13 protein-coding genes are annotated in these 24,866 nt (G+C 47.8%); all 13 read left to right on the top strand.

Features of this window, described 5'->3' with window-relative positions; translation table 11 throughout:
• The first annotated feature begins 12 nt into the window (after positions 1 to 12).
• The 13 genes from ACO6VG_RS11365 (at position 13) to ACO6VG_RS11305 (ending at position 24,675) form a co-directional block, all read left to right on the top strand.
• Positions 13 to 2,091 (top strand): hypothetical protein, encoded by a 2,079-nt coding sequence (locus tag ACO6VG_RS11365; protein ID WP_422473924.1) that lies wholly within the window; start codon positions 13 to 15, stop codon positions 2,089 to 2,091.
• Between the two features lie 146 nt (positions 2,092 to 2,237).
• A complete protein-coding gene (locus ACO6VG_RS11360) occupies positions 2,238 to 3,692 on the top strand; it encodes a hypothetical protein (protein WP_422473922.1) in 1,455 nt (484 codons plus the stop codon).
• A gap of 161 nt (positions 3,693 to 3,853) precedes the next feature.
• Entirely contained in the window at positions 3,854 to 5,845 is a 1,992-nt protein-coding gene (locus ACO6VG_RS11355) for a hypothetical protein (RefSeq protein ID WP_422473921.1), read from the top strand.
• Between the two features lie 218 nt (positions 5,846 to 6,063).
• The gene (locus ACO6VG_RS11350; protein ID WP_422473919.1) at positions 6,064 to 8,103 is read left to right on the top strand and encodes a hypothetical protein; all 2,040 of its coding nucleotides are present in this window, start codon (positions 6,064 to 6,066) and stop codon (positions 8,101 to 8,103) included.
• A 458-nt stretch (positions 8,104 to 8,561) separates the two neighbouring features.
• Complete coding sequence (locus ACO6VG_RS11345; RefSeq protein WP_422473917.1) at positions 8,562 to 11,471, top strand: hypothetical protein; 2,910 nt, start codon at positions 8,562 to 8,564, stop codon at positions 11,469 to 11,471.
• A gap of 176 nt (positions 11,472 to 11,647) precedes the next feature.
• The gene (locus tag ACO6VG_RS11340) at positions 11,648 to 13,813 is read left to right on the top strand and encodes a hypothetical protein (protein WP_422473915.1); all 2,166 of its coding nucleotides are present in this window, start codon (positions 11,648 to 11,650) and stop codon (positions 13,811 to 13,813) included.
• A gap of 169 nt (positions 13,814 to 13,982) precedes the next feature.
• Entirely contained in the window at positions 13,983 to 15,740 is a 1,758-nt protein-coding gene (locus tag ACO6VG_RS11335) for a hypothetical protein (protein WP_422139982.1), read from the top strand.
• A gap of 35 nt (positions 15,741 to 15,775) precedes the next feature.
• Complete coding sequence (locus ACO6VG_RS11330; protein WP_422139981.1) at positions 15,776 to 16,138, top strand: hypothetical protein; 363 nt, start codon at positions 15,776 to 15,778, stop codon at positions 16,136 to 16,138.
• Between the two features lie 344 nt (positions 16,139 to 16,482).
• Positions 16,483 to 16,914: a hypothetical protein gene (locus ACO6VG_RS11325; RefSeq protein ID WP_422139980.1), complete on the top strand. Its 432-nt coding sequence runs from the start codon at positions 16,483 to 16,485 to the stop codon at positions 16,912 to 16,914.
• 122 nt (positions 16,915 to 17,036) lie between these two features.
• Complete coding sequence (locus tag ACO6VG_RS11320; RefSeq protein ID WP_422473913.1) at positions 17,037 to 18,737, top strand: hypothetical protein; 1,701 nt, start codon at positions 17,037 to 17,039, stop codon at positions 18,735 to 18,737.
• Between the two features lie 353 nt (positions 18,738 to 19,090).
• Positions 19,091 to 20,479, top strand: a complete 1,389-nt coding sequence (locus ACO6VG_RS11315) for a hypothetical protein (protein WP_422473911.1) — start codon at positions 19,091 to 19,093, stop codon at positions 20,477 to 20,479.
• 158 nt (positions 20,480 to 20,637) lie between these two features.
• Positions 20,638 to 22,869 (top strand): C2H2-type zinc finger protein, encoded by a 2,232-nt coding sequence (locus tag ACO6VG_RS11310; protein WP_422473909.1) that lies wholly within the window; start codon positions 20,638 to 20,640, stop codon positions 22,867 to 22,869.
• A gap of 111 nt (positions 22,870 to 22,980) precedes the next feature.
• Positions 22,981 to 24,675, top strand: a complete 1,695-nt coding sequence (locus ACO6VG_RS11305; protein WP_422473907.1) for a hypothetical protein — start codon at positions 22,981 to 22,983, stop codon at positions 24,673 to 24,675.
• Positions 24,676 to 24,866 lie beyond the last annotated feature (191 nt).

The following is a 24,866-nucleotide window of genomic DNA, read 5'->3' as shown; positions in this document are numbered from 1 at the left end:
TCTTCGGTATCAGTGTTACTTCTACTTTTGCTGTCTCTCGACTGTCAGGCAGAACTGTGGACAGAACATTTTACTGCTGAGTTTGAAAAGATTGCAGGCTACTCGAATCATGGTTTTTCTATAAAATGCGAACTGAATTCATTGCCGGACAACCCTTCAGATATTGCCGATACAGACAGCTATACAGGATCAGATGAAAAACGACACAGACCTTATGGTCACAGAGTTAAAACGACCATTAGTGAGTCGATTTCGTGGCAATGGCTTTATTTCACGAACCTGCTGGTTGCTTACCAACTGACCCTGATTATCAAAGACAATCCTCTAAACTCCAGCCCTGATTCATGGCTTCCGGTAGAGGCGGTTGTTGCTGTCGGCTGGCTTTTAAAAAGCTATTGGAACCCCGCTTCCTTCCTCTTCCTGTTTAACCCAATTGAACAACAGGCAGCATCGATATTGAAACAAGAAAATTTTACGTTTGCGATCATCACTGCGATGTTTGGCTCTGGAGACAATCCACAACAGTACCCGCCATCAGAATCATCCGGCCAGCAAGTCCCGGCAGCGAGCCCCCATATTACGGGCTATTTCACCAACCAGCTGTACCCTGGCTCTGGCGACGGCAACCGAGGCCCTCAACAAAACTCCCATACTTTAGGTTTAAATTGTTTCGTCTATCCCTGTCATGGCGCTTGCAGACTCCGAACAACACCGTGTAGCACAGTGCAAGCTGAATGGCTGCTAAATACTATGGAAAGTTCAACAGGTCAGACTGAAGCAACACCCGGGCAAAGCTCATGCCTCCATTTGGCTAGCGGATACTGCTTCAGTTGCATAGATCATTCTAATTCTGGTCAACTATTTGACCTACAGACGCATGAGGTTAATGGTAATCCAGCTAATGGCGACAACCCTTTAGAAAGAGTCGCCATAGAAGAAGTCGTCATACAAGGGACCGCCCCGGGCTCACTGAATGCAATGGCAGCTCACGTAGCTGAAGCTACCGGACCACTCAACTATGTTGAATCATTGCCCGGGTATGGTTTTTTTCCTCCCATAGGAATGCCTCCCTCTGGAACTGCACATTTCCAACACTCCCCGTCAGATAACCAAAAAACCTGTAATGTCAGAGTGATCGCAAGAGATGGCCAGTCATATCCTTGCGGGATAGTCTGCAAAAGTACCCAACATCTCTCAACTCACAAAAACAAGGCCCATACTGAGCAACACATTTGTGACGTCAAAGTGGTCGGAGAGGATGGCCAGCTGAAGCTATGCGGAATGATCTGCGAGAACGTCGCGGCTCTTTGGAATCACAGAGGCAAATACCACAGAGGGCGACAAACCTGTGACATAAAGGAAACCGGCGAGGATGGCCAGAATCGGCGATGCGGGAAGGTTTGCAAGAATGCACAGACCCTGTCGGCTCACAAAAAGAGATGCCACAGCGGGCAAAAAACCTGTGACGTGATAGTGGTCGGGGAAGATGGCCAGCGTCGTCCATGCGGGAAGGTCTGCACGCATATACAAGCACTGTCGTATCATAAAAGAAGGGAACACACCGGGCAACAAACCTGTGACGTAACAGTGATTGCGGAAAATGGCCAGCTGCAGCCATGCGGAAAGATTTATATGAATGCTGATAGCCTTTGGCATCACAAAAGAAACATCCACACTGCGCAACAGAAATGTGATATCAAAGTGGATGGAGAATATGGCCAGCCACGGCCATGCGGGAAAATCTGTAAGAATGTTCAAGCCCTCTCGGAACACAAAAGAAGCGCACACACCCGACAAAGAAACTGTGACGTACCAGTAGCCGGGAAGAACGGTCGGCTGCAACCATGCGGGCAGCTCTGCAAGAGTGCTAAAAAATTAACCGATCACAAAAGAAGAGCTCACACCGGACGACAAATCTGTGAAGTGACTGTGGCCAGGGAGGACGACCAGCTGCGGCCATGCGGAACGGTGTGCAAGAATGTTCAAGCTCTGATTATCCACAAAAGCAGATACCACAGGAAGGAGAAAACCTTCGACCAGGAGCTTGGTCGCAGAGAATGGCCAACCGGTAGCGGGGCTGCACAAAAGTAGCGAAATCCCAGTGCAACTCAACTTTTAACAGAAATTTTTTAAAAGAATAATGTGCTTATTTTCTTGATCTATCCTTCCTCTTCTGTAACCCAGAATGCAAGGACAGATTTATTAAACACTCATGCTTTGTCGCACTGCTACTATCGGTGCCTATCGTCTGTCAGCCCGAAACGTTGACAAGACGCTTTATTGTTGAGCTTCAACAGGATACAGGTTTTCCAGGACAGAACTTTTCTATAACGTCTGCCCGGCATATATTGCCGGATCGCCGGTCAGAGATTGTCGACACCAATGGCTACCCAGGATCAGATTCTCAGCCTGAGGATACACGACATATTTCTTACGGTTACAGAGTTAAAACGACCATTATCGAGACACAAGACACGTCACCACCCCTGACACGGATAGTTCACCTGTTTGCTGCCATCTTTACCATGTTTGGCTCCGAACATCACGCACAACAATATCAGCCATCAGGATCATCGGGGCAGCAAGCCTCACAAACCACTTCCCTCATTACAAACTCTTTCACCCTTCTCCTGAATACTGATTATCGTGACGGTAGCGACTACCCCAAAGGCAATCTGCATACTTTGGGTTTCAATTGTTTCGTCCATCACTGTCGTGGCGTTTGTCAATTCCGACCATCATCCAGTAGCAGAGGGACTGCTGAACCGCTGCTGAATTCTGAAAAAAATTTATCAGGCGACACAGAATTAATACCCGGACAAAGCTCGTGTCCTCATTTGGCCAGTGGATATTGCTTTAGTTGCCTGGTTCAAACTGATCCTTTAAACACTGCAGATATCCAACAAAACTCGCCTTTTGAAACATTGATTCAGCTCCAATACAATTCTGAGCCATTATTTAAGCCAGAGGTTTATAGCATTGACTGTGTCCCGGCCAAACCTATAGATAGGGTCGCCTCAGACTGGATCGCCTCAGACTCAATAGGTGAAGGAAGAGCTTATGAAATAGATCCTGTTGGAAATACAGATAGTGTCGCTAGCATAGACAAAGAGGATTTCCACCAGCGACCATGCGGAAAGGTCTACAGGAATGTTCACACCCTGTTGGATAACAGAAGCAGAATCCGCAGCGGGCAAAAAAACTGTCACTTAACAATCATCGGGGAGGATGGGCAGCAGAGGCCATGCGGGGCTGTCTGCAAGAATGCTCGGGCATTTTGGGATCACAAAAGTAAAGCCCACTCCAAACAAAAAATCTGTGACGCGACAATCCTCGAAAAGAATGGTCAACTGCGGCCATGCGGGACTGTCTGCAAGAATATTCGAGCCTTTTGGGATCACAAATACAGAATCCACACAGGGCAAAAAACCTGTGACGTAACCGTGACTGCGGGGGATGGCCAGCCGCGACCATGCGGAGCAGTCTGCAAGAATTCTCAAGTTTTGTCGGGTCACAAAAGGAATGTGCATGGCAGTCCAAAAATCTGTGACGTGACAGTGGTTGGGGTGAATGGCCAACCACAGCAATGCGGAAAGACCTACAAGAGTCTCAGCGCCCTGTCGGATCACAAAAGAAAACATCAAAAACGCAAGCTTGTTGATGTCGAGCGGGACAATGCTCCCGGTCCTTGATCTGACACTCCTTTCATCAAGTTCTGCGCTGTGTGCCTCGGGTCTATGGCAGAGTTTTTTTAATCAAGGTCTCTGATCGAAAAACACACTTATTTTCTTGATCTATCCTTCCTCTCTGTAAGCCAAAATGCAGGGATAGAACTATTAAACACCCACTCTTTATGGCAATTCTCTTGCTGTTACTGTCGTTGAATGTCATCTGTCCAGCCAAACCTCTGACAAGACGTTTTACAGTCGAGTTTGAGCAGGATGCAGACTTTCTAAAACAGAGCTTTTCTATAAAGCATGACCAGCATATATTGCTGAAAAACCCGTCAAACATTGCCGACACAGACGGCTACGCAGGGCCAGATTGGCCTCCTGATAAAATACGACAAAAGCCTTGCAATCAAAGACTGAAAACTTTCCTTATAGAGCCGATTTCGTGGCAATTATTTTACGCCACTCATCTGCTGGTTGCTTACGAACTGATCCTGACGACCAAAGTAGTGCCTTTGGGCTCAGGCTTTTATTCATGGATACCTTTAGAAGCGGCTGTCGCTGTCGGCTGGCTTTTAAAATGTTATTGGAACCCCGATTCCCAGCTGTTTAACACGATTGAACAACAGCAGATGAGTCAGGATTACCCATTTATGGCTATCACTCTGATGTTTGGTTCCGGACGTAACCAACGAGGATACCAGCCATCAAAATCATCCAGCCAGCAAGCCCCAACGACAACTACCCGCCTTAAGCACTCTCTTATCAGACTCCAGAATACTAACGGTGGCGACGGTAACGGAAATCCTCAAAAAGAGTTACACACTCTGGGTTTACATTGTTTCGTCCGTCCCTGTAATGGCGTTTGTAGATTCCGATCATCATCCGATAGCAAGGAGCCCGCTGAATGGATGCTGGAAACATTGAATGATTCCCCTGCCATCCAACTCCAATGCGCTTCTGATCAACCCTTTCAGCCGCGGGCACAGCAACCTCAGCATCACGGCACGGATGACAACCCGACAAAGTGCTGCAACCATTCACTCACAATGACCACAGGGGCAGCATATACTGGCCACAGCGGGGCACTTAATGTTCATTTACGAATGCCTCGGAATATGTCCGTCACCGATGATGACTTGATCATAATCAACGGGTTGCTCAATTTACGTGGTCATAGTCTTTCAGAAGCAACAAGGATTTCCTTTACGCTCAACCATTTAACATCTCCAGTGGCGACTTCAGAAACACAACAACCAACAAGACTAACCCAGGCAGATCAAAACCCACCCCACCTTTCCCAAACAGGAGCAGCACAAGCCGAAGACTACAGTGGACTGGAAATCTGTGACGCAACCATAGTAGAGGACGACGGCCAGCAGCGACAATGCGGGAGGATCTTCAAGAGTCTTCACTCCCTGACCGGTCACAGAAGAAGAAACCACGGCGGACAAGAAGTTTGTGATGTAACTCTGTTCTCTGAGGATGGCCAGCAGCCATGCGGGACAGTCTGCAGGAATGCTCAAGCCCTGGCGGATCACAAACTGAGAACCCACACCGGGCAACAAACCTGTGGAGAAACCTTGGTCGCAGAAGATGGCCAGCTGCAAACATGCGGGAGGATCTTCAAAAATGCTAAGGCCCTGTTATCTCATAGAAGCAAATATCATACCGGGCAAAAAACCTGTGACATAACCATGGTCAATGCGAATGGTCAGCAGCAACCATGCGGAAGGGTCTACAAGAATAACCAGGCCCTTTGGGTCCACAAAAACAGGGAACACAGCGTGCAAAAAACCTGTAACATGCCGGTACTCGGCAAGGATAACCAGCAGCGGCCATGCGGTAAAGTCTACAATAACGCTCAAGCCTTTTCGTCTCACAAAAGCAGAGTGCACAGCGAGCAAAAAACCTGTGATGTGTCCATGACCGGGGAAGATGGTCGACCAAAGTTGTGTGGGGCAGTTTGCAAGAACAATGGATCGCTGATGACTCACAAAAAAAAAGAACACTCCAGGCAAAAAACCTGTGTAGCGAGAGTGATCAAAGAGGATGGAAAGATACGACGATGCGGAAAGGTCTGTGAGAATGCTCAAGTCCTGTCGGATCACAAGGGAATACATCGAAAGCGCAAGCCTGTTAATCCTGAACAGGACGATGTTTTCAAACCCTGACCTGGCAAACACCATTTCATGAGGTTTACCCGATGCAGACTTTGGTCATTAGTAACCGTTTTATGACACAACACCATAACAGAAAAACACGCCTGTTTTCTTGATCTATTCTTCCTCTCTGTAAACCAGAATGCAGGGATAGAGTTATTAAACACTCATTCTTTACGGTACTTCTGTTGCTGCTACAGTCGTTTTCTGTCATCGGTCAGGCCAAAACTTTGACGAGACGTCACGTAGTTGAGTTTGAACAGGATGCAAGTTTTCTAAAACAGAACTTTTCTATAAGGCTTGAACAGCCTACATTGTCGGACGATCTTTCAAACATTGCCGACATAAACGGCTATACAGAACAGGATTGGCTATTCGAAATAAAACGACACAAGCCTTTCTATTTCAGAGTGAAAACTACCCTCACCGGGTCGATTTCGTGGCAATTTCTTTACGCCACTCACCTGCTGGTTGATTCCGAGCTGAAACTGAAAACCAGAAGTGCACCTCTGTACTCCAGTCCTTATTCATGGATACCCATTACAGAAGCAGCTATCACTGCCGTTTGGCTTATAAAAAGCTACTGGAACCCAGCCTCAACGCTGTTTAAACCAGTTGTACGACATTCGGCATATATATTAACACAGGTGGATTACCTGTTTGCAACCATCACCATGATGTTTGGCTCCAGACATGACCAACCACAAGACCAGTCATCAAAATCATCCACCCAGACAGCCCCGCAGACATCCAGCCACCGCATACATTCTTTCACCAGCACCCTGAATACTGACTATGGCGACGGTAACAAAGACCCCCTACGGCATTTACACTCTATGGGCTTAAATTGCTACATCTTTCCCTGTTTTGGCGTTTGTCTATTACGACAATCATCCGATAGCAGAGGTTACGCTGAAAGGTCTCTGAATGACGGTGAAAGTTCTCTGAATTACACAGGAGAAACAGCCGAACGAAACGCACTCCATCATTTGGCAAATAGATACAGATTAAGTTACATGAGCCAACTTGATCCTCTACTCCAGGCCCATGGCATGGGTGGCAACCCAGCCAATAACTGCAACCCTGCAGGTGGGGTCGCCTCAAACTCAATGAGTTCGGAACCTGTCGATACCACTGACGCTGTCGGGCAACTCACCTGTGATGTGGCCGTGGTAAAGAAGGATGGACAGCTGCAGCCATGTGGGACGATCTGCAAGAACTCTCGATCACTGTCATCTCATAAAAGCAGCATCCACAGCGGGCAAAGAACTTGTGAGGTGACCGTAGTCGGAAAGAATGGCCAGCTGCGACCATGTGGGAAAGTCTGCAAAAATAAGCGAGCCCTGTGGGACCACAAAGGCAACCTCCATACCGGGCAAAAGACCTGTGCCATGATAGTGGTCGGAGAGGATAACCAGCCAAGACCCTGCGGGAAAGTCTGCAATAGTGCCAGAAATCTGTCGTATCACAAGAGAGACTCACACTGCGAAAAAAAAATCTGTGACCTGACTGTGGTCGGCAAGAATGGCCAGCTACGGCCATGCGGGAAGATCTGCAAGAATAATCAATATTTGCAGATTCACAAAAAATGCATTCATAGTGGACAACAAACCTGTGACGAAGTTGTGGTCAGCAAAGATGGCAAACCGCAGCCATGCGGTAAAGTCTGCAGGAATGCCAAAACTCTGTTGGTTCACAAAAGAAGCACTCACAGCGGACAACAAACCTGTGACGCAACCGTGATCGGGGAGGATGGTCAACCGCAGCCATGTGGCAAGCTCTGCAAGAGTATACAAGCCCTTTCGGATCACAAAAACAGAAATCACTGCAAGCAAGCAACCTGCAACATAACCGTGATCGGGGAGAATAACCAGAAGCAACCATGCGGCAAAGTCTGCAAGAATACTCGTGTCCTGTCGTCTCACAAAAGCAGGGTCCACACCGGGCAAAAAACCTGTGGCGAGAGTCTGTTTGGGGAAGGTGGCCTGCCGAAGCCATGTGGAATGGTCTTTCTGAATGCTCAAGCCCTTTCGACACACAAAAGAAAAGAACACAGCGGTCAGCAAATCTGTGACAAAACAGTGATCGGGAAAGATGGCCTGCCGCAGCCATGCGAAAAGATCTGCAAGAATGCTCACGCCCTGTCAAGCCACAAAAGAATACATCGAAAACGTAAGCCTGTTGATATAAACCGGGATGATGACTTCACTCCTCAGGAAGACAGAGCTATTTGCAGCGATTTTTTGACCGGTGATGCCTTGGGTTTTTAACAGAAAATTTTCAAAAGAAAAACACACTTATTTTCTTGATCTATCCTTCCTCTCTGTGTATCTGAACGCAAGGATAGAATTATTAAACACTCACTCTTTTTAGCGAAAATTCGACAGGCCTCGCAGGAGTCACGCCGGGACAAAGCTCATACCCTCTTTCGGCTAACCAATACGGCTATGGTTGCATGGGGTATTTTGAATCTGAAGATGCTCCAGCTTCCCAAGAAAAATCGCTTCTTGAACTATTGAATGGCACAGTAGAATCCCGATCAGGATCTTTAATACACCCCTTACAAGGCAGGCCATTTCGCAGCAACTTTTTGCCCGTTGCAACCTCTGGCTTTCAACAGAAGTTTATTAACAGAAAAAAACCCTTACTTTATTGATCTATCCTTCCTCCCTGTATACCAGAATACAGGGATAGAATTATTAAACACTCACTCTTTTGGGCACCACTGTTGCTGCTACTGTCGTTATCCGTCGCCTGTCAGGCTGAACTGATAACAAAACATTTTATTATCGGGCTTGAACAGGATTCAGCTTATACAGGCAAGTGCTTTTCTATAAAGCATAACCTGCATGTACTGCCGGGCAAGCTGTCAGACATTGCCGGAACAAAAGGCTATGCAGAATCAGAATTACCGTCTTATAACAAACGACACAGTTCATTCAGTTACGGGTTAAAAAGGACCAACATAGAGTCAATTTCCTTGCAGTTGCTTTACGCCACTTATCTGCTGGTAGCCTTCGAACTCAACCTGACCACCAGAGAAGCCCCTCCGGGTTCTACCCCTTATTCATGGCTACCGATACAAGCGGTTGTCGCCGCCGGTTGGCTTTTACAAAACTATTGGAGCGACGATTCGCCACTGTTCAGCTCGATTGAGCAACAGGAAGCGAGTCAGAATCACCCTCTTGCGGCCATCACTATGCTGCTTGGCTCTGGACATGACCAATCGCAATACCAGCCATCAAAGTCATCGGGGCAGCAAGCCCCACAACCCATAACAGACACTAAAAACTATTTCACTAATTGCCTGTATTCTGACTCTGGCGGTGGTGACCAGAGCCCTCATCAAGACTCACATAGTTTCGATTTAAATTGTTTCGTCTATCCCTGCAATGGCGTTTGCAGGCTCAGGCCATCACTCGATAGCAGGGTATCCGATGAATCGCCGCTGAATTACAAAAACAGCTTTACAGATCAAGGAGGAGCGACACCCGAACAAAACTCACGCCCTCAATGTACCAATGCTTACTGCCTTGATTGTGTGGGTCATTCTGATTCTGTATACGCTACCAATTGCCAACAAAATCCGCCTGTCGAAACATGGGCTCCCACCCCTGGCATACCACTGCAATGCATTTCTGGCCAACTCCTTCAGCCACAGGCGCACCAGCCAGACTCCCAGGGCATGAGCAGCAACCCGACCGACAGCTGCAACCATGCAAACTCGAGTACAGGGACTACCTATATTGACCATACCGATACACTCAATGATGATGTGTCAATGCATGAGCATTTGCCTATCAACACTGATGATTGGGTGATAGTCAACGCTCTGCTGAATCTGGGCAAGCGCATTCTTCTCGAAAGAAACGAAATTCCATTTACACTTACCCCTCCCCCAATGGGGACTTCAGAAACACAACAAACGACAACAGAATCATACCAATTGGGTCAAAGCCCACCTCGCCATTCCCGGACAGATCAGGCGCAAACTACAGATCACAGCAAACAAAGAACCTGTAACCTGAGCCTGGCTGGGAAAGAAGACCAACAACGGCCATGCGGAGCAATCTGCAAGAATGCCAGAGCCCTCTCGTCTCACAAAAGCAAATACCATACAGGACAAAAAACCTGTCCAGTGACGGTGATTGGTGAGGATGGTCAGCAGCGACCATGCGGATCAGTCTGCAGGAATGCTCGAGCCCTGTCATGTCACAAGAGCAAAATCCACTCCGGGGAACAAGTCTGTGACCTGACCGTGGTCGGGGAGGATGGCCAGCAGCAGCTATGCGGCAGAGTCTGTAAAAACTCTCAAATTTTTTCGGCTCACAAAAGCAGATACCACACCCTAAAAAAGACCTGTCAAGTGACCGTGATTGGTGAGGATGGTCAGCAGCGACCATGCGGATCAGTCTGCAGGAATGCTCGAGCCCTGTCATGTCACAAGAGCAAAATCCACTCCGGTGAACAAGTCTGTGACCTGACCGTGGTCGGGGAGGATGGCCAGCAGCGACCATGCGGATCAGTCTGTAGCAATGCTCGAGCCCTGTCATCTCACAAGAGCAAAATCCACTCCAGGGAACAAGTCTGTGACCTGACCGTGGTCGGGGAGGATGGCCAGCAGCAGCTATGCGGCAGAGTCTGTAAAAACTCTCAAGTTTTTTCGTCTCACAAAAGCAAATACCACAGCGGGCAACAAACTTGTGATGTGACCGTGTATGGACAGGATGGTCAGCAACGGCCATGCGGGAAGCTCTGCAAACATTCTCGAGCCCTGTCATCTCACAAAAGCAAAAACCACCGCGGGCAACAGATTTGTGACATAACAGTAGTCGAGGAGTATGGTCATCAGCGGCCATGCGGGAAGGTCTGCAAGAGCTCTCAATCCCTTTCAGATCACAAAATCAGACAACACAGCGGGCAACAAGCCTGTGACGTGACCGTGGTCGAGGAAGATGGCCAGCCGCAGCCATGCGGGATAGTCTGCAAGAATGCCAAAGCCCTGTCATATCACAAAAGCAGAAACCACTCTGGGCAGAAAACCTGCGAGGTTTCGGTGGTCAAAGAGGATGGCCAACAGCAACCATGTGGGGCGGTTTGCAAAAGTGCTAAAGCCCTGTCATCTCACAAAATCAAACACCATCTCAAGCAACCAGCCTGTGATGAAACAGTGTTTGGAGAGAATGGCCAGGAGCAACCATGCGGGAAGATCTGCAAAAATCCCAGTGCTCTGTCGGATCATAGAAGAAGACACCATACCGGGCAACAAGTCTGCGACGCAACCGTGGTCGGAGAAGATGGTCAGACGCTGCCATGCGGGCAAGTCTGCAAAAATATCAGATCCCTTTCGGATCACAAAAGCAGAAACCATACCGGACAAAAAACCTGTAGCATAATCATGGTCGGGGGGGATGGTCAGCAGCAACAATGCGGGAAGACCTGCAAGAATGCCAGTGCCCTGTCGGATCACAAAAAAAGGGACCATGCCAGGCAAAAAACCTGTGCAGAGACCACAGTCGGGAAGGACGGTCAGCCGCGCCCATGCGGGAAGGTCTGCAAGAGTGCTCAAGCCTTGTCGGAGCACAAAAGAGTGCATCGAAAACGCAAGCTTGTTAGTTTGGACCAAGGTGTCCCCTGATCTGGCACCTGTCCCTTCATGAGTTTTTTTCCGGTGCAGCTTTGGTTTTTTAACAGAAGGTTTTTAACAGAAAAACACGCTTACTTTCTTGACCTATCCTTCCTCTCTGTAAACCAGAACACAAGGATAGAATTATTAGACACTCATTCTTTTCGTTACCACTGTTGGTGCTGTCGTTGTTTGTCGTCTGTCAGGCCGAGCCTTTGACAGGACCTTTTATTGTTGAGTTTGAGCAGGATGCAGGTCCTCAAAGCCGGAGCTGTTCTATAAAGCGTGCCCAGCATACATTGTCCGACAATCCGTCAGACACTGCTGACAATCAACACAGACCCCCTGGTTACGGGGTAGATACGACCCCTGTTGAGTCGAGTTCCTGGCAACTATTTTACGCCAATCATCTGCTGTCTGGTTACGAACTGATCCTGACTATCAGAGGCGCCTCTGCGCGCTCCACCCCGTGTTCATGGATACCTGTCGAAGTGGTTATCGCTTTCAGCTGGCTTTTAAAAAGCTATTGCCGTCCCCACTCAACACTGTTTAACCTGATTGAACTAAAAGAGGCACCGCAAGAAGCGAGTCAAAATAACCCGTTTGCGATCATCACTGCGCTGTTTGGCTCCGAGCGTAACCAACAACAACACCCACCATCAGAACCATCCGGCCTGCAGGCCTCACAAGCCACCCCCTCTCTTGCAAGTTCTATAATTCGCCCTCTGTACTCTGCCTCTGGCCGGGGTAACCGGAGCCCTCAGCAATACTTTCATACTTTGGATTTAAATTGTTTTGTCTACCCCTGTCATGGTGTTTGCGGATTCCGACCCTCACCCAACAGCACAGAGCCCAGTGAATGGCCACCGAATTCCAAGGACGGTTCGTCAGATCACGCAGGAGTTAAGCCCGGTCAAAAAACACCTCCCCATTCTGCCAATGGATACAGCCCTGGTTATTCGGATCATTCTGGTTTTGTAAACGCTAAAGATTTCCAAGAAATCCGACCTTTCGAAATACGGATTAATCCCCCTGACATTCATCTCCAGTGTGATTCTGGCCAACCTTCTGAGCAACAGGCTGATCAGCATCAGCTCCATGGTCTTGATGGCAACCTGAATGGCTGCAACCCTGGATGTTCAATGAGTGCTGAAGTGGCAAATACTGCCCCTATGGAGCCAGTCAATGATGATATCCCAATGCGCAGACATTTACCTATCACTGCTGATGATTTGGTTATAGTTAACGGTTTACTCAAGCTACGTGGCCAGAATCTTCTCGGAGAAACCGGGATTTCCTTCACGTCTACCCATTCAGAAACACAACACATAACCACTGAATCATCCCAATCGGCTCAGAGCCAACCTGATCTTTTCCAGACAGAAGCAATACAAGCCACAGACAACAGCGGGCAAAACATCTGTCATGTGACCATGATCGGAAAGAATGACCGAATGCGATCATGCCGGAAGTCCTGCAAAAGTGATCAGGCCCAGACGGATCACAAAAGAACAGACGACACGAGACAACGAATCTGTCAAGAGACTGTGCCCGGGAAATCTGGCCAGCAGCGACCATGTAGAACTGTCTGCAAAAACGCCAACGCTCTGTCATCTCACAAAAACAGATACCACAAGGGACAACAAACCTGCAAAGTGAACGTGATCAATGAGAATGGCCAGCAGCAATCATGCGGGAAGGTTTGCAAGAATAACCGTGCCCTGGGTGATCACAAAAGCAGAGACCACAGCGGGCAGCAAGTCTGTGAGGTAATAGAGCCCGGGCAGGATGGCCAGCAGCAGCCATGCGGAATGATTTGCAAGAATGCCAAAGCCCTGTCATGTCACAAAAGCAGAGGGCATAGCGGGCAAAAAACCTGTGACCGGACTGTAATCGGGGATGATGGCCAGCCTCGGCCATGCGGGAAGCTCTACAAAAATGCTCAGGCCCTGTCGACTCATAAAAGTAGATTCCACTCCGGGCAAAAAATCTGTGACGTAACCGTAGTTGGGGAAGATGGCCAGCTGCGACCATGCGGAATCATCTTTAAGAATGCTCCATCTATGTCGTCTCATAAAAGCAAGGTCCACAGCGGGCAAAAAACCTGTGACGCGATCGTGGTCGGGGAGGACACCAAGCTGCGGCCATGCGGAAAGTTCTTCAAGAATGCCCAAGACCTGTCATCTCACAAAAGAAGAGACCACACAGGGCAACAAGCCTGTGATGAGACCGTGGCCGTGATGTATGATCAGCAGCGGCGATGCGGAAAGATCTGCCTGAATGCTCACGCCTTGTCGGTGCACAAAAGACTTCATCGAAAACGCAAGCGTATGGATACGGACCTGAACGACTAGTCTGGCAAGCTTTCATGAGATTTTTCCAGATGCTACTTTTGCTTTTCAAGAGAGGCTTTTTGCCAGAAAAACACCCTTATTTTCATGTTCTATCCTTTTTCTCTGTAAACCAGAATGCAAGGATAGAATTATCAAACACATAGTCCCGGCTGCACTGCTATTGCTGTCGTTGTCTGTCGTCTGCCAGGCCAGACCCTGGGCAGGACGTTTTATTGTTAAGCCTGAACAGGATGCAGCTTCTCCAAACCATAATTTTTCTATAAAACTTGACCGGCGCAGATTGTCGCTCACCCCCTCAGATATTGGCAACACTGACGGCTGCGCAGAAGCGGGTATGCCACCTGATAACAAACGACAAAAGATTTATAGTTACGAGATACAAAAGACTCTTATTGAGTTGATTTCGTGGCAATGGCTATACGCAACAAAGCTGTTGGTTGCTTATGAACTGATCTTGACCAACAAAGACAAGCCCCTGGGCCCGACCCTTTATCAGGCTGTCACAAAAATACTCATCTGCTCCGGGTTGAGAAAGGGTTACTGGAGTTTTGCGACACCTTCTTATTCCTGGATACCTCTGGAAGCAACTATCGCTGTCGGTTGGCTCTTAAAAAGCCTTTGGAACTCTGATTCACCGCTGTTTAACCCGATTGTACAAAGGGAAGCGAGCCAAAATCGCCCGTTTGCGATCACCATTATTATGTCTGGCCCTGAACATAACCCGGCACAATATCAGCATCAGTCATCAGAATCTTCTGGTGAGCAAGCCCCACAAGTTACCACCCACCCTAAAGGCTCTTTCACGAGTTTCCTACACTCTGGCGAGGGTAAAGGAGATCCTCAGCAACACTCACACACGTTAGGTTTGAATTGTTTCCTCCATCCTTGCCATGGCGTTTGTCAATTTCGACCATCATTCGATAGCAATGAACACGCTGAATGGCCGCCAAATCCCTTAGACCATTCGACAGGTCAAACAGGACAAAACTCACACGCCTGTTTGGCTAATGGTCCCAGCTTGAGCTGCAGAAGTCATGTTGATTCTATAATCGCCAGACATTTAATGAATGCAGGGGCAGCAAATAATGACCCTGCCGGACCAGTCAATTCTAATGTACCAATGTCGGGGCATTTGCCTGTCACCGCTGATGACATTGTTATAATCGATGGGTTACTCAGTATGCGTCGTAAAATACGAGCCAGAGACCAGAGCAGACTACCAACCTGTGACGTGACCCTGGTCATGGAAGATGGCCTGCAGCGGCCATGCGGGCATGTCTGTAAAAATGCTCAAGCCCTGTCATCTCACAAAAGCAAATACCACACCGGCGAAAAGACCTGTGACGCGACCCTGGTCCTTGAAGACGGCCATCAGCAACCATGTGGAAAGGTCTGCAAGAATGCTCAAGTCCTGATGAATCACAAAGGCAGATTCCACACCGGCAAACAAACCTGTGACAAAAAAGTGATCGACAAGGATGGTCAGCAACGACCATGCGGAAGAATCTGCAAGAATGCTCGAGTCCTGTCATCTCACAAAAGCAGATACCATACAGGGCAACAAACCTGTGCAGAGACCATAGTCGGGAAGGATGGACAGCCGCGCCCATGCGGGAAGGTCTGCAAGAGTGCTCAAGCCTTGTCGGATCACAAAAGAGGAGACCACAGCGAGCAAAAAATCTGTAACCTGTCAGTGATCGGAGAAAATGGCCAGCAGCCATGCGGGGCGGTTTGCAAAAGTTCCAAAGCCCTGTCAGATCACAGAAGAAAATACCACACCGGGCAAAGAACCTGTGAAGTGATCGTGATCAGTGAGAATGGCCAGCAGCAATCATGCGGGAAGATCTGCAACAATGCTCTGGAACTTTCGAATCACAAAAGAGTACACCGAAAACGCAAGCCTGTGAATGTGAAACAGGGCGATTAATCCCTTGTCTGGCACCCTTTCATGGTTTTTTCCGAGTGCTACTGTCGCTGACTGTCGTCTGTCAGGCCAAACCGTGGACAGGACGCTTTAATGTCGAGCTTGAACAGGGTGCAGGTTCTCCAAGCGACACTTTCTCTATAAAATTTGACCGGGGCACATTGTCGGGCAACCCTTCAGATATTAGCGTCACCAACGACCACAATGAATCAGGTTTTCTACCTGATAAAAAACGACGAAAACATTGCATTTACACACTGAAGACGCCCCTTATTGATTCTACTTTTTGGCAATTACTTTACAACTTTCATCTTCTGATTGTTTACCAGCTAATCCTGATCAACAAAGACGCCTCTTCAGGCACCACTCAATATTCATGGCTAGCAGCCTGTCGGACTTAAGCGTCCGTAGCGAGGATTGCAAGAAATTGAGGATAAAAATCTCTGTTTCTGAGGAGAATAGCGAGCTATTTGACGAAGAAACAGAGATTTTTAGACCAATTTATTGCAACCGCAGTAGGACAGTCTTAAGTCCGACAGGCTGCTAGGAGCCTGACCGAGAATAGACTGCCCTACTGCGGTGGCAGCAAATTGGTCTGAAAATCCGCTTTTGTTCGTCAAATAGCTCGCTATTCTCCTCACAAAACCGAATTTTCATCCTCAATTTTCTGCCGTCCTCGCTACGGGCGCTATTCTCGGTCAGGCTCCTAGCAGCAGAAGCGGTTGCATTTTTCAGTTGGCTTTTAATGAGTTCAGGGACAGCCTTTACAGAAGCTCTTATCGGGTTACTCAGCGATGATGCGTCAATACCCGGGAATGATTGCCTTGTTCCCGAAGGAACACCAGCTAAAGGAGCTACTCACTGCCAACAAACCTTGTCCGGGCAAGAAATAATACACGACAAAAATCTAATAATATGCAATATCACCGTGACCAGAAGGGATCGCCAGAAGCAGCTAAGTGGTGCAGTCTGCAAGAATGTTCAATCTCTGTGTACTCACAAAAACAAACTCCACAGCGGAGAAAAAACCTGTAAGGTGACAGTGTTCACAGAAGAATTCATGGAAAACGCAAGCCTGTTGATGTGGATCTGGACAATAACCTCGATCCTTAATATGTTCGGCAAAGGTCTGACCAATACGCAGCGACTTTTTGCCCGGTGTAGCCTTTGGTTTTAGCAAAGGTTTATGAACAGAATATCTTTGGCAGAAAAGCATGCTGATTCTCTTGATCTATCCTTCCTCTCTGTAAACCAGAAAGCAAGGATAGAATTATCAAACACTCACCTTTTGCGGTAGTGATGTTTTTACTTCTGACGTTGTCCCTCCCCTGTCAGGCTGAACTCCGGACAAGATGTTTTATTGTCGAGTTTGAACAGGATACTGGTTCTCCAGATCAGGGCTTTTACATAAAACAAGACCAGCACACATTGTCAGAAAACCCGTCAGACATTATCTGTACTTCAGACCATTCAGGATTTGATTCGCCCCCTGATGATATACCTCAAAAATCTTGCAGTTATGGAGTTAAAACAACCATCATTAGTGTGATTTCGTGGCAATGGCTTTATACCACTCATCTGCTGGCGGTTAACCAACTTATCCTGACCACCAGAGACGCTCCTCTGTTCTCCAATCCTTATTCATGGTTACCTCCAGAAGCAATTATAGTTTTCTGTTGGCTTTTAAAAAGCTACTGGAACCCCAATTCACCGATGTTTAACCCGATTGAACCAAAAGTGGCTCAGCAAGAGGCGAATCAGAATCAACCGTTTGCGACCATCAATGCAATGTTTGGCTACGGAAATAACCAACAACAATGCCAGCCATCAGCATCATCCGGTCAGCAATTCCAGAAAGCCTCCAATCACCTTACAGGCTCTTTCAACAGTCTCGTGAATATTGACTATCGCGGCGGTAACGGAGGCCCTCAAGAACAGTCACACACCCTGGGTTTAAATTGTTTCATCTATCCCTGTCGTGGCGTTTGCAGATTTCGACCATTATCTTTCAGCAGTGAGCCCACTGAATGGACATTGAGTACCGAAGAAAGTTCGAAAGGACAAAGCTCATGCACCCATTTGGTGAATGAATGCCGTTTTAATTGTATAGGTGATTTTGATCTTGCAGGCGCAACATATTTCCAACAAAAACCACCTATCGAAACATGGATTGATCCCACTGCCATTCATCTCCAATATAATTCTGGCCAACCAGTTGAGCTTAAGCCGCATAACGTGTACGACAACGTTATAGACGGGGTTGCCTCAGAAGGAATGGCCCCGGACTACAAAAGCGAATATCACAGCGAGCAACCAACCTGCAAAGTTACAGTGGTCCGTGAGGATGGTCAGCAGCGGCCATGCGGGATGGTCTGCAAGAATATTCAAGCCCTGGTGAATCACAAAAGAAGAGCCCACACCGGGCCAAAAGCCTGTTATATGACCCTGGTTGGAGAGGATGGCCAGCGGCAACCATGCGGGCAAGTCTGCAAGAATGCTCTATCGCTATCCGTTCACGAAAGCAAAGTACACTCCGGGCAAAAGACCTGTGACGCAAGAGTCATCGGAGTGAATGGCCAGAAGCACCTCTGCGGGAGGGTCTGTAAGAATGCTGGAGCCCTGTCGGATCACAAAATAAGATACCACAGCGGGCAACAAACCTGTGACGTGAGAATGGTCGGGGAAGATGGTCAGCAGCGGCTATGTGGGAAGATCTGCAAGAGTCTTAAGACCCTGTCAGATCACAAAAGAGCAGCTCACGGCAGGCAACAAATCTGCGACGAAATAATGATCAGGGAGGATGGCCGACTGCAGCCATGCGAGGCGAGCTGCAAGGGCTCCAAAGCTCTGTCTGATCACAAAAAAAGATACCATAGCGGACAACAAACCTGTGACACAGCCCTGATTGGGGACGATGGCCAGCAATGGCCATGCGGGAAAGTCTGCAAGAATATTTGTACCCTGACGTATCACAAGAAAACAGCTCACAGCAAGCAATAAACCTGTGACGTAAAAATACTCGCAGAGGATGGTCAGCTGCGTCCATGCAGGGAGGTCTGCCAGCTTTCTATGGACCCCTCGAATCACAGAAGAATACATCGAAAGCACAAGCCTGTTGATGAACGCCGGGAGGATGACTCCACTCCACAAAAAGGTAAATGAATAAGTGGTATGGATATGATACCCATCATTTATGAAGGAGGCACAAAAACACACTTATTTTCTTGATCTATCTTTCCTCTCTGTAGCCAGAAAGCAAGGACAGTATTATTAGATACTTACTCTTTGCGGGACTGCTTTTGCTGCTTCAGTCACTATCTGTCGTCTGGGCCGAACCGTGGACAGGACGTTTTATGATCGAGTATGAACAGGATGCTGGTTCTTCAAACCGGTGCTTTTTCATAAAGCATGACCGTCAGACATTACCAGACAACCCGTCAGATATTGCCGACACAAACGGCTGTTCAGGATCAGCTTCGCCCCACGATGACAAACGCCAAAAACTTTGCCGTTACGAAGTGAAAACGACCACCTTTGAGTCAACTTCGTGGCAATGGCTTCATGTCACAAAGCTACTGCTTGCTTACGAGCTGACCCTGACAACCGACCCCTTCCCTCTAAATTCGAACTTTTCTTCATGGCTATCTGTAAAAGCGATTTTTGCGATCATCGCAGCGATGTTTGGCTCTGGAAGTAACCAGCAAGAATACCAGCCATCTGTATCGTCCAGCCAGAAAGCCCCACAACCCATCACCCGCATGGCTGGTTCATTAACCAACCCTGTGTATTCTGGCTCTGGCGACGGTAAAGGAGATCCTCAACAACACCTGCACACTCTGGGTTTAAATTGTTTCGTCTATCCCTGCATTGGGGTTTGTCAATTCCGATCATCACACGATAGCAGAGCACCCGCTGAATGGCCGCTGAGTTTCATTGAAAGCTCATGCCCTCATTTGACTAATGGATACTGCCTTAGTTGCATAGGTTTTGATCCGGCAAACGAAGCATATTCCGAACAACACTCAGCTCTTGAAACATTGAATGAACTCCCTGAAATTCACCGCCCATTCGATTTTGACCAATTGACTCAGACACAAGAACTCATGACAAATCACAAAAGCAAATGCTACGTTGGGAACCTGGTATGCAACGAGCTGCGGGGCGGGGAGTATGATCAGCCGCAGCTATGCGGAAGGGTTTGCAAAAATACTAAAGCCCTTTCGGTTCACAAAAGCAGATACCATACCGGGCAAAAAATCTGTGACGTGACCCTGATCGGAGCAGATGGCCAGCCAGGGCTGTGCGGGAAATTCTGCAAAAATGCTCAAGCCCTGTCGGATCACAAAAGAAGATACCACAGCAGACGTCAAACCTGTGATGTGAATCTGGTCGGGAAAGATGGCCAGCAGTGGCCATGTGGTATGGTCTGCAAGAATGCCCGCTCTCTGGCGGAGCATAAAAGCAAATGCCACAGCGGGCAAAAAACCTGTGACAAAACAGTGGTCAGGAAGGATGGCAAACAGTGGCCATGCGGGAGGGTCTGCAAAAATGCTAATGCCCTGTCGAATCACAAAAACAGAGTGCACACCGGACAACAAACCTGTGATGTGATGGTAGTTGGGGAAGATGGCCAACAACAACCATGCGGTATGATCTGCAAGAATGCTAAAACCCTGTGGGACCACAAAGGAAGACATCGAAAACACAAGCCTGTTAGTCTGGACTCTGACCTCGGCCTTTGATTTACCCAACCTTCCATGCTTTTTTTCCGGCAGCAACCATCGGCTTTAAAGAGAATGTTTTTGACAGAAAAACATGTTTATTTTCTTGATCTATCCTTCCTCTCTGTATATCAGGATCCAGAGACAGAATTATTAAACACTTTCTCTTTGCGGCACCGTTGTTGCTGCTACTGTGGCTGTCTGCCGTCTGTCAGGCCAATCCGTGGAAAGGACGCTTTAGTGTTGAGCTTGAACTGAATGCAAGTTCAAAACAGAGCTTTTCCATAAAGTCTGACCGGCCAACACTGTCGGGAAACCCGCTAGACACTACCGACACAAAAAGCTACCCAGGATCAGCTTTGTCAACCGATGACAAACAACACAGACATGCTGGTTCGACCATTATTGAGTCGATCTCGTGGCGATGGTTTTACGCCACGAATCTGCTGATGGCTTTTGAGCTGATCCTGACCACTCAAGACGCTCTTGTGAGCTGCGCTCCTTATTCATCGCTATCTTTGGAGGCGATTATAGCTGTCAGCTGGCTTTTAAAAAGCTTTTGGCATCCCGATTCACCGCTGTTTAAATCAATTGAACAACAGGCGGCACTTATGTTGACAGAGGGGGATCACCGATTTGCAACCATCACCACGATGTTTGGCTCTGGACATAACCCACCTCCCTATCAGGCATCAGAATCATCCGGTCAACCCACCCCTGCGACCAGTAATCAGGCTACAGACTTTTTCACCAGCATCTTTTACTCCGGCTCTGCCGATGGCAACGGAGGCTCTCAACAACACCAACACACGTTAGGTTTAAATTGTTTCGTCTATCCCTGCAATGGCGTTTGTCAATTCCGACCACCATCCGATAGCAGCGATTCAGTTGAAAGGCCGCTGAATTCTCCAAACAGTTCGATAGACAACGCAGTAACACCTCAACAAACATGTCCTCATCTGCCCCATGGGCACTGCCTCAGTTGTATGCGCTATCTTGATCCTGCATGCGCCTCAGCCTCCCAGGCATACTCAACTTTGAAAACATTGGATGAGCTTTTTGAAATTCAATTGCCATTCGATTCTGGCCCACTATTTGATCGAGAGGTGAACGACTTTGGTAGCAACCCGGCCAATAACTTCAACTCTATTGACTTACTGAATGCAGGAGCAGCCTATAGATCGGATGCTATAGGAGCACCCAATGATGAAGAGCTGACGTTCAGGAATTTTTCTTTCAACGACTATGAATTTCCGGCCACTAATGGGTCACTTGATCTTCAGAGTTTTGCCGAAAATGCCAGATTTTCCTTGACACTTAACCAATCCCCTCTTCCGACGGGAATTTCAGAAACACAACAAACAACCCATGAATCATTCCAATTGAGTCAAAGCCAGGCTGATCGTCCCCCTAAAGCCGCAGCATCAGCCCTTTCAGATCGCATAATCGTCACCGGGCAAACTACCTGTAACTTAATAGTGATCGGGGAGGATGGCCAGCAACAACTTTGTGGAAAGAGCTACAAGCGTATTCAAAGTCTGTCGGAACACAAAAGCAGAGAACATAGCGGTGAAAAAACCTGTGATTCAACAGTGATCGGAGAGGATGGTGAGCAACGGCCATGCGGAAAAGTCTGCAAGAATGCTCGAGTCCTGTCATGTCACAAGAGCAGAATCCACCCCAGGCAACAAGTCTGTCACGTGAAGGTGGTCGGGAAGGATGGCCAGCCACAACCGTGCGGAAAGGTCTCAACGAGTGTTGTCGCCCTGTCATCTCACAAAAGCAAAGCTCACAGCATGCAAAAGACCTGTCATGTGACAGTAGTCGGGAATAATGGACAGCTTAAGCCATGCGCAAAGATTTTTAAGAGTGCTCAATCTCTGGCAAGTCATAAATGCCAATATCATTCTGGGCAAAAGACCTGTGATATGATAACAATCGGCGAGGATGGTCAATCGCATCCATGTGGGAAGATCTGTAAGAATGCTCAGTCACTATCGACTCATAAAAGCCAATATCATAGCGGGCAAAGAACCTGTCGCGTAACAATAGTCGGGGAGAATGGACAGCTTCAGCCATGCAAAAAGATTTTTAAGAGTGCTCTAAGTCTATCGACTCACAAAAGCCAATTTCATAACCGGCAATGGATCTGTGATGTGACAATAGTCGGGGAGAATGGCCAGCTGCAACCATGCGGGAAGGTCTACAGGAGACCTCAGTCTCTGTCGACTCACAGAAGAAAAGAGCATACAGGGCAACAAATCTGTGACTCAACCATAGACAGAGGGAACAGCCAGTCGCAACCGGGCGCCAGGGGCTGCAGTAATGCTGAAACCCAGTTGCAACATAAAAGAATAGATCGAAAACGCAAGCACACTGCTGAGGAGCAGGAAGATGACCTCAGCCCTTAAAAAGATTGAGTAAATAAGTAATGATCTGACCTCCGCTCTTTCGTTAGGTGATCTATTCTTCTTGCCAGTGAACTAGATTCCAGGGATAGAATTATTAAACATACTCTCTCTTTGGCACTGCTTTTGCCGCTTCTGTCGTTTTCTGTCGTCTGTCAGGCCAAAACCTGGACAGGACCTTTTACTATTGAGATTGAACAGAATTCGGGTTCTCAAAAACAGAGCTTTTTTATAAAGCGTAGCCGAGGTACACTGCCGCCCTCCTCAGACATTGCCGACACAAACGGTTATACAGGATCAGATTCGCCATCGGATAGAAAGCGACAAAGTCGTGTCTGTTCGTCTATCACTGAGTCGATTTCGCGGCAATGGCTTTACGTCTCGAACCTGCTGGTTGCTTACGAACTCATCCTGACCACTCAAGACGACTCCCATAGCTCCACCCCTTATTCTTGGCTACCTTTGGAAGCGGTTGTCACTGCCTGCTGGCTTTTAAAAAGCTTTTGGAATCATGATTCACAGTTATTTAAACCAATTAGACTACAGTCGACATCTATTTTGACACAGAGAGATCAACTGTTTGCGACCATCACTATGACACTTGGCTCCGGACATAATCCACCCCAAAATCAGCCAGCTGAATCATCAAGGCAGCGTACTCCACAGGCCACCAGCCAGCCTACAGGCTATTTTACTCATCTCCAGTATTCTGAATCTGCCGACGGTAACGAAGATCCACAACAACATTCACACACTCTAGGTTTAAATTGTTTCATCTATCCCTGTCGTGGCGCTTGTGAATTCCGACCATCATCCGATAGCAGTGATCCTGATGAATGGCCGTCGCATTCTATAGAAAACTTGCGAGCTCACATAAAAGCAACACCCGAACAAAACTCATGCCCCCATTTGGCTGACGGGCGCTGCTTTAGTTGCATAGGTCACTTTGATCTTTTGAGCGCTAAAGGTTCCCAACCAAACTCGGCTGTCGGAACATTGGACGATCTTTCTGACATTGAATTTCCGTTCGATTCCAGGCCTCTATTTGATCTGGAGGCGTATAACTTTGATAACGACCCGATCAATAGCTTCAGCTTTTCAGACTTAATGAATGCAGGAGTGGCCTTTACAAAGAATACTAACAGGCTACTCAATGATGAAGTGCTATCCCACAGAAGTTTGTCGTCCAACGCGCTTGAGTTTCCGGTCATTAATCGGTCACCCGATTCACACGGTCTTTCTCAAGAAGCAGGGGGCTCCCTGACATTCACCCAACTGCCTCCTCCAATGGGAAATTCAGAAACACAACCAAACACCACTGAATCGTCACAATTGAGTCAAAGCACAGCTCGTCATTCCCAAACAGGTGTTGCACAAGCTTTTTCAGATCACAAAAGCAGAGTCCACAGCGGGCAAAGAACCTGTAACGTGACTGTGACCGGAGAAGATGGCCAGCCAAGGCCATGCGGGAAGATCTGCAAGCATGCTCGAGCCCTGTCGGATCACAAAAGAAAAACACATGGCGAGCGACAAACCTGTGACGTGATCGTGTTAGGGGCGGATGGCAAGCATCGGCGATGCGATCGAGTCTGCAAAAATGCTCGAGCTCTTTGGAATCACAAAAGAAGGAGCCATAGCGAGCAAAAAATCTGTGACGTGATCCTGATCGGTGCTGATAGCCAGCGACGGCCATGCGGTAAAATCTGCAAAAGTGTTCAAGCCCTGTCGGATCACAAAAGAAGAAAACATAGAAAGCAAAAAGCCTGTAACACAAGCCTGGTCCGCAAGGGTAACCTGCAGAGTTCCTGAGACAGACTCTGCAAGAACGCCAAATTTCTGGAGAAAATCAAAAGAGAGCATCTAAAACGCAAACATGTTGATGTCGATCGGGACGATGGCGGTCCTTAGTCTGACACCCGCCCTTTCATGAGATTTTAACCGGTGCAACCTTTGTTTTTTTTTGTAAAAAAACTTTGACAGGAAAGCGCACTTATTTTATT

This window comes from Endozoicomonas sp. ALB032, assembly GCF_049310125.1.
In the GTDB taxonomy this organism is placed as follows: domain Bacteria; phylum Pseudomonadota; class Gammaproteobacteria; order Pseudomonadales; family Endozoicomonadaceae; genus Endozoicomonas_A.
Note: the sequence above shows the minus strand (reverse complement) of the source record. Positions and strands in the feature narration are given on the sequence as shown.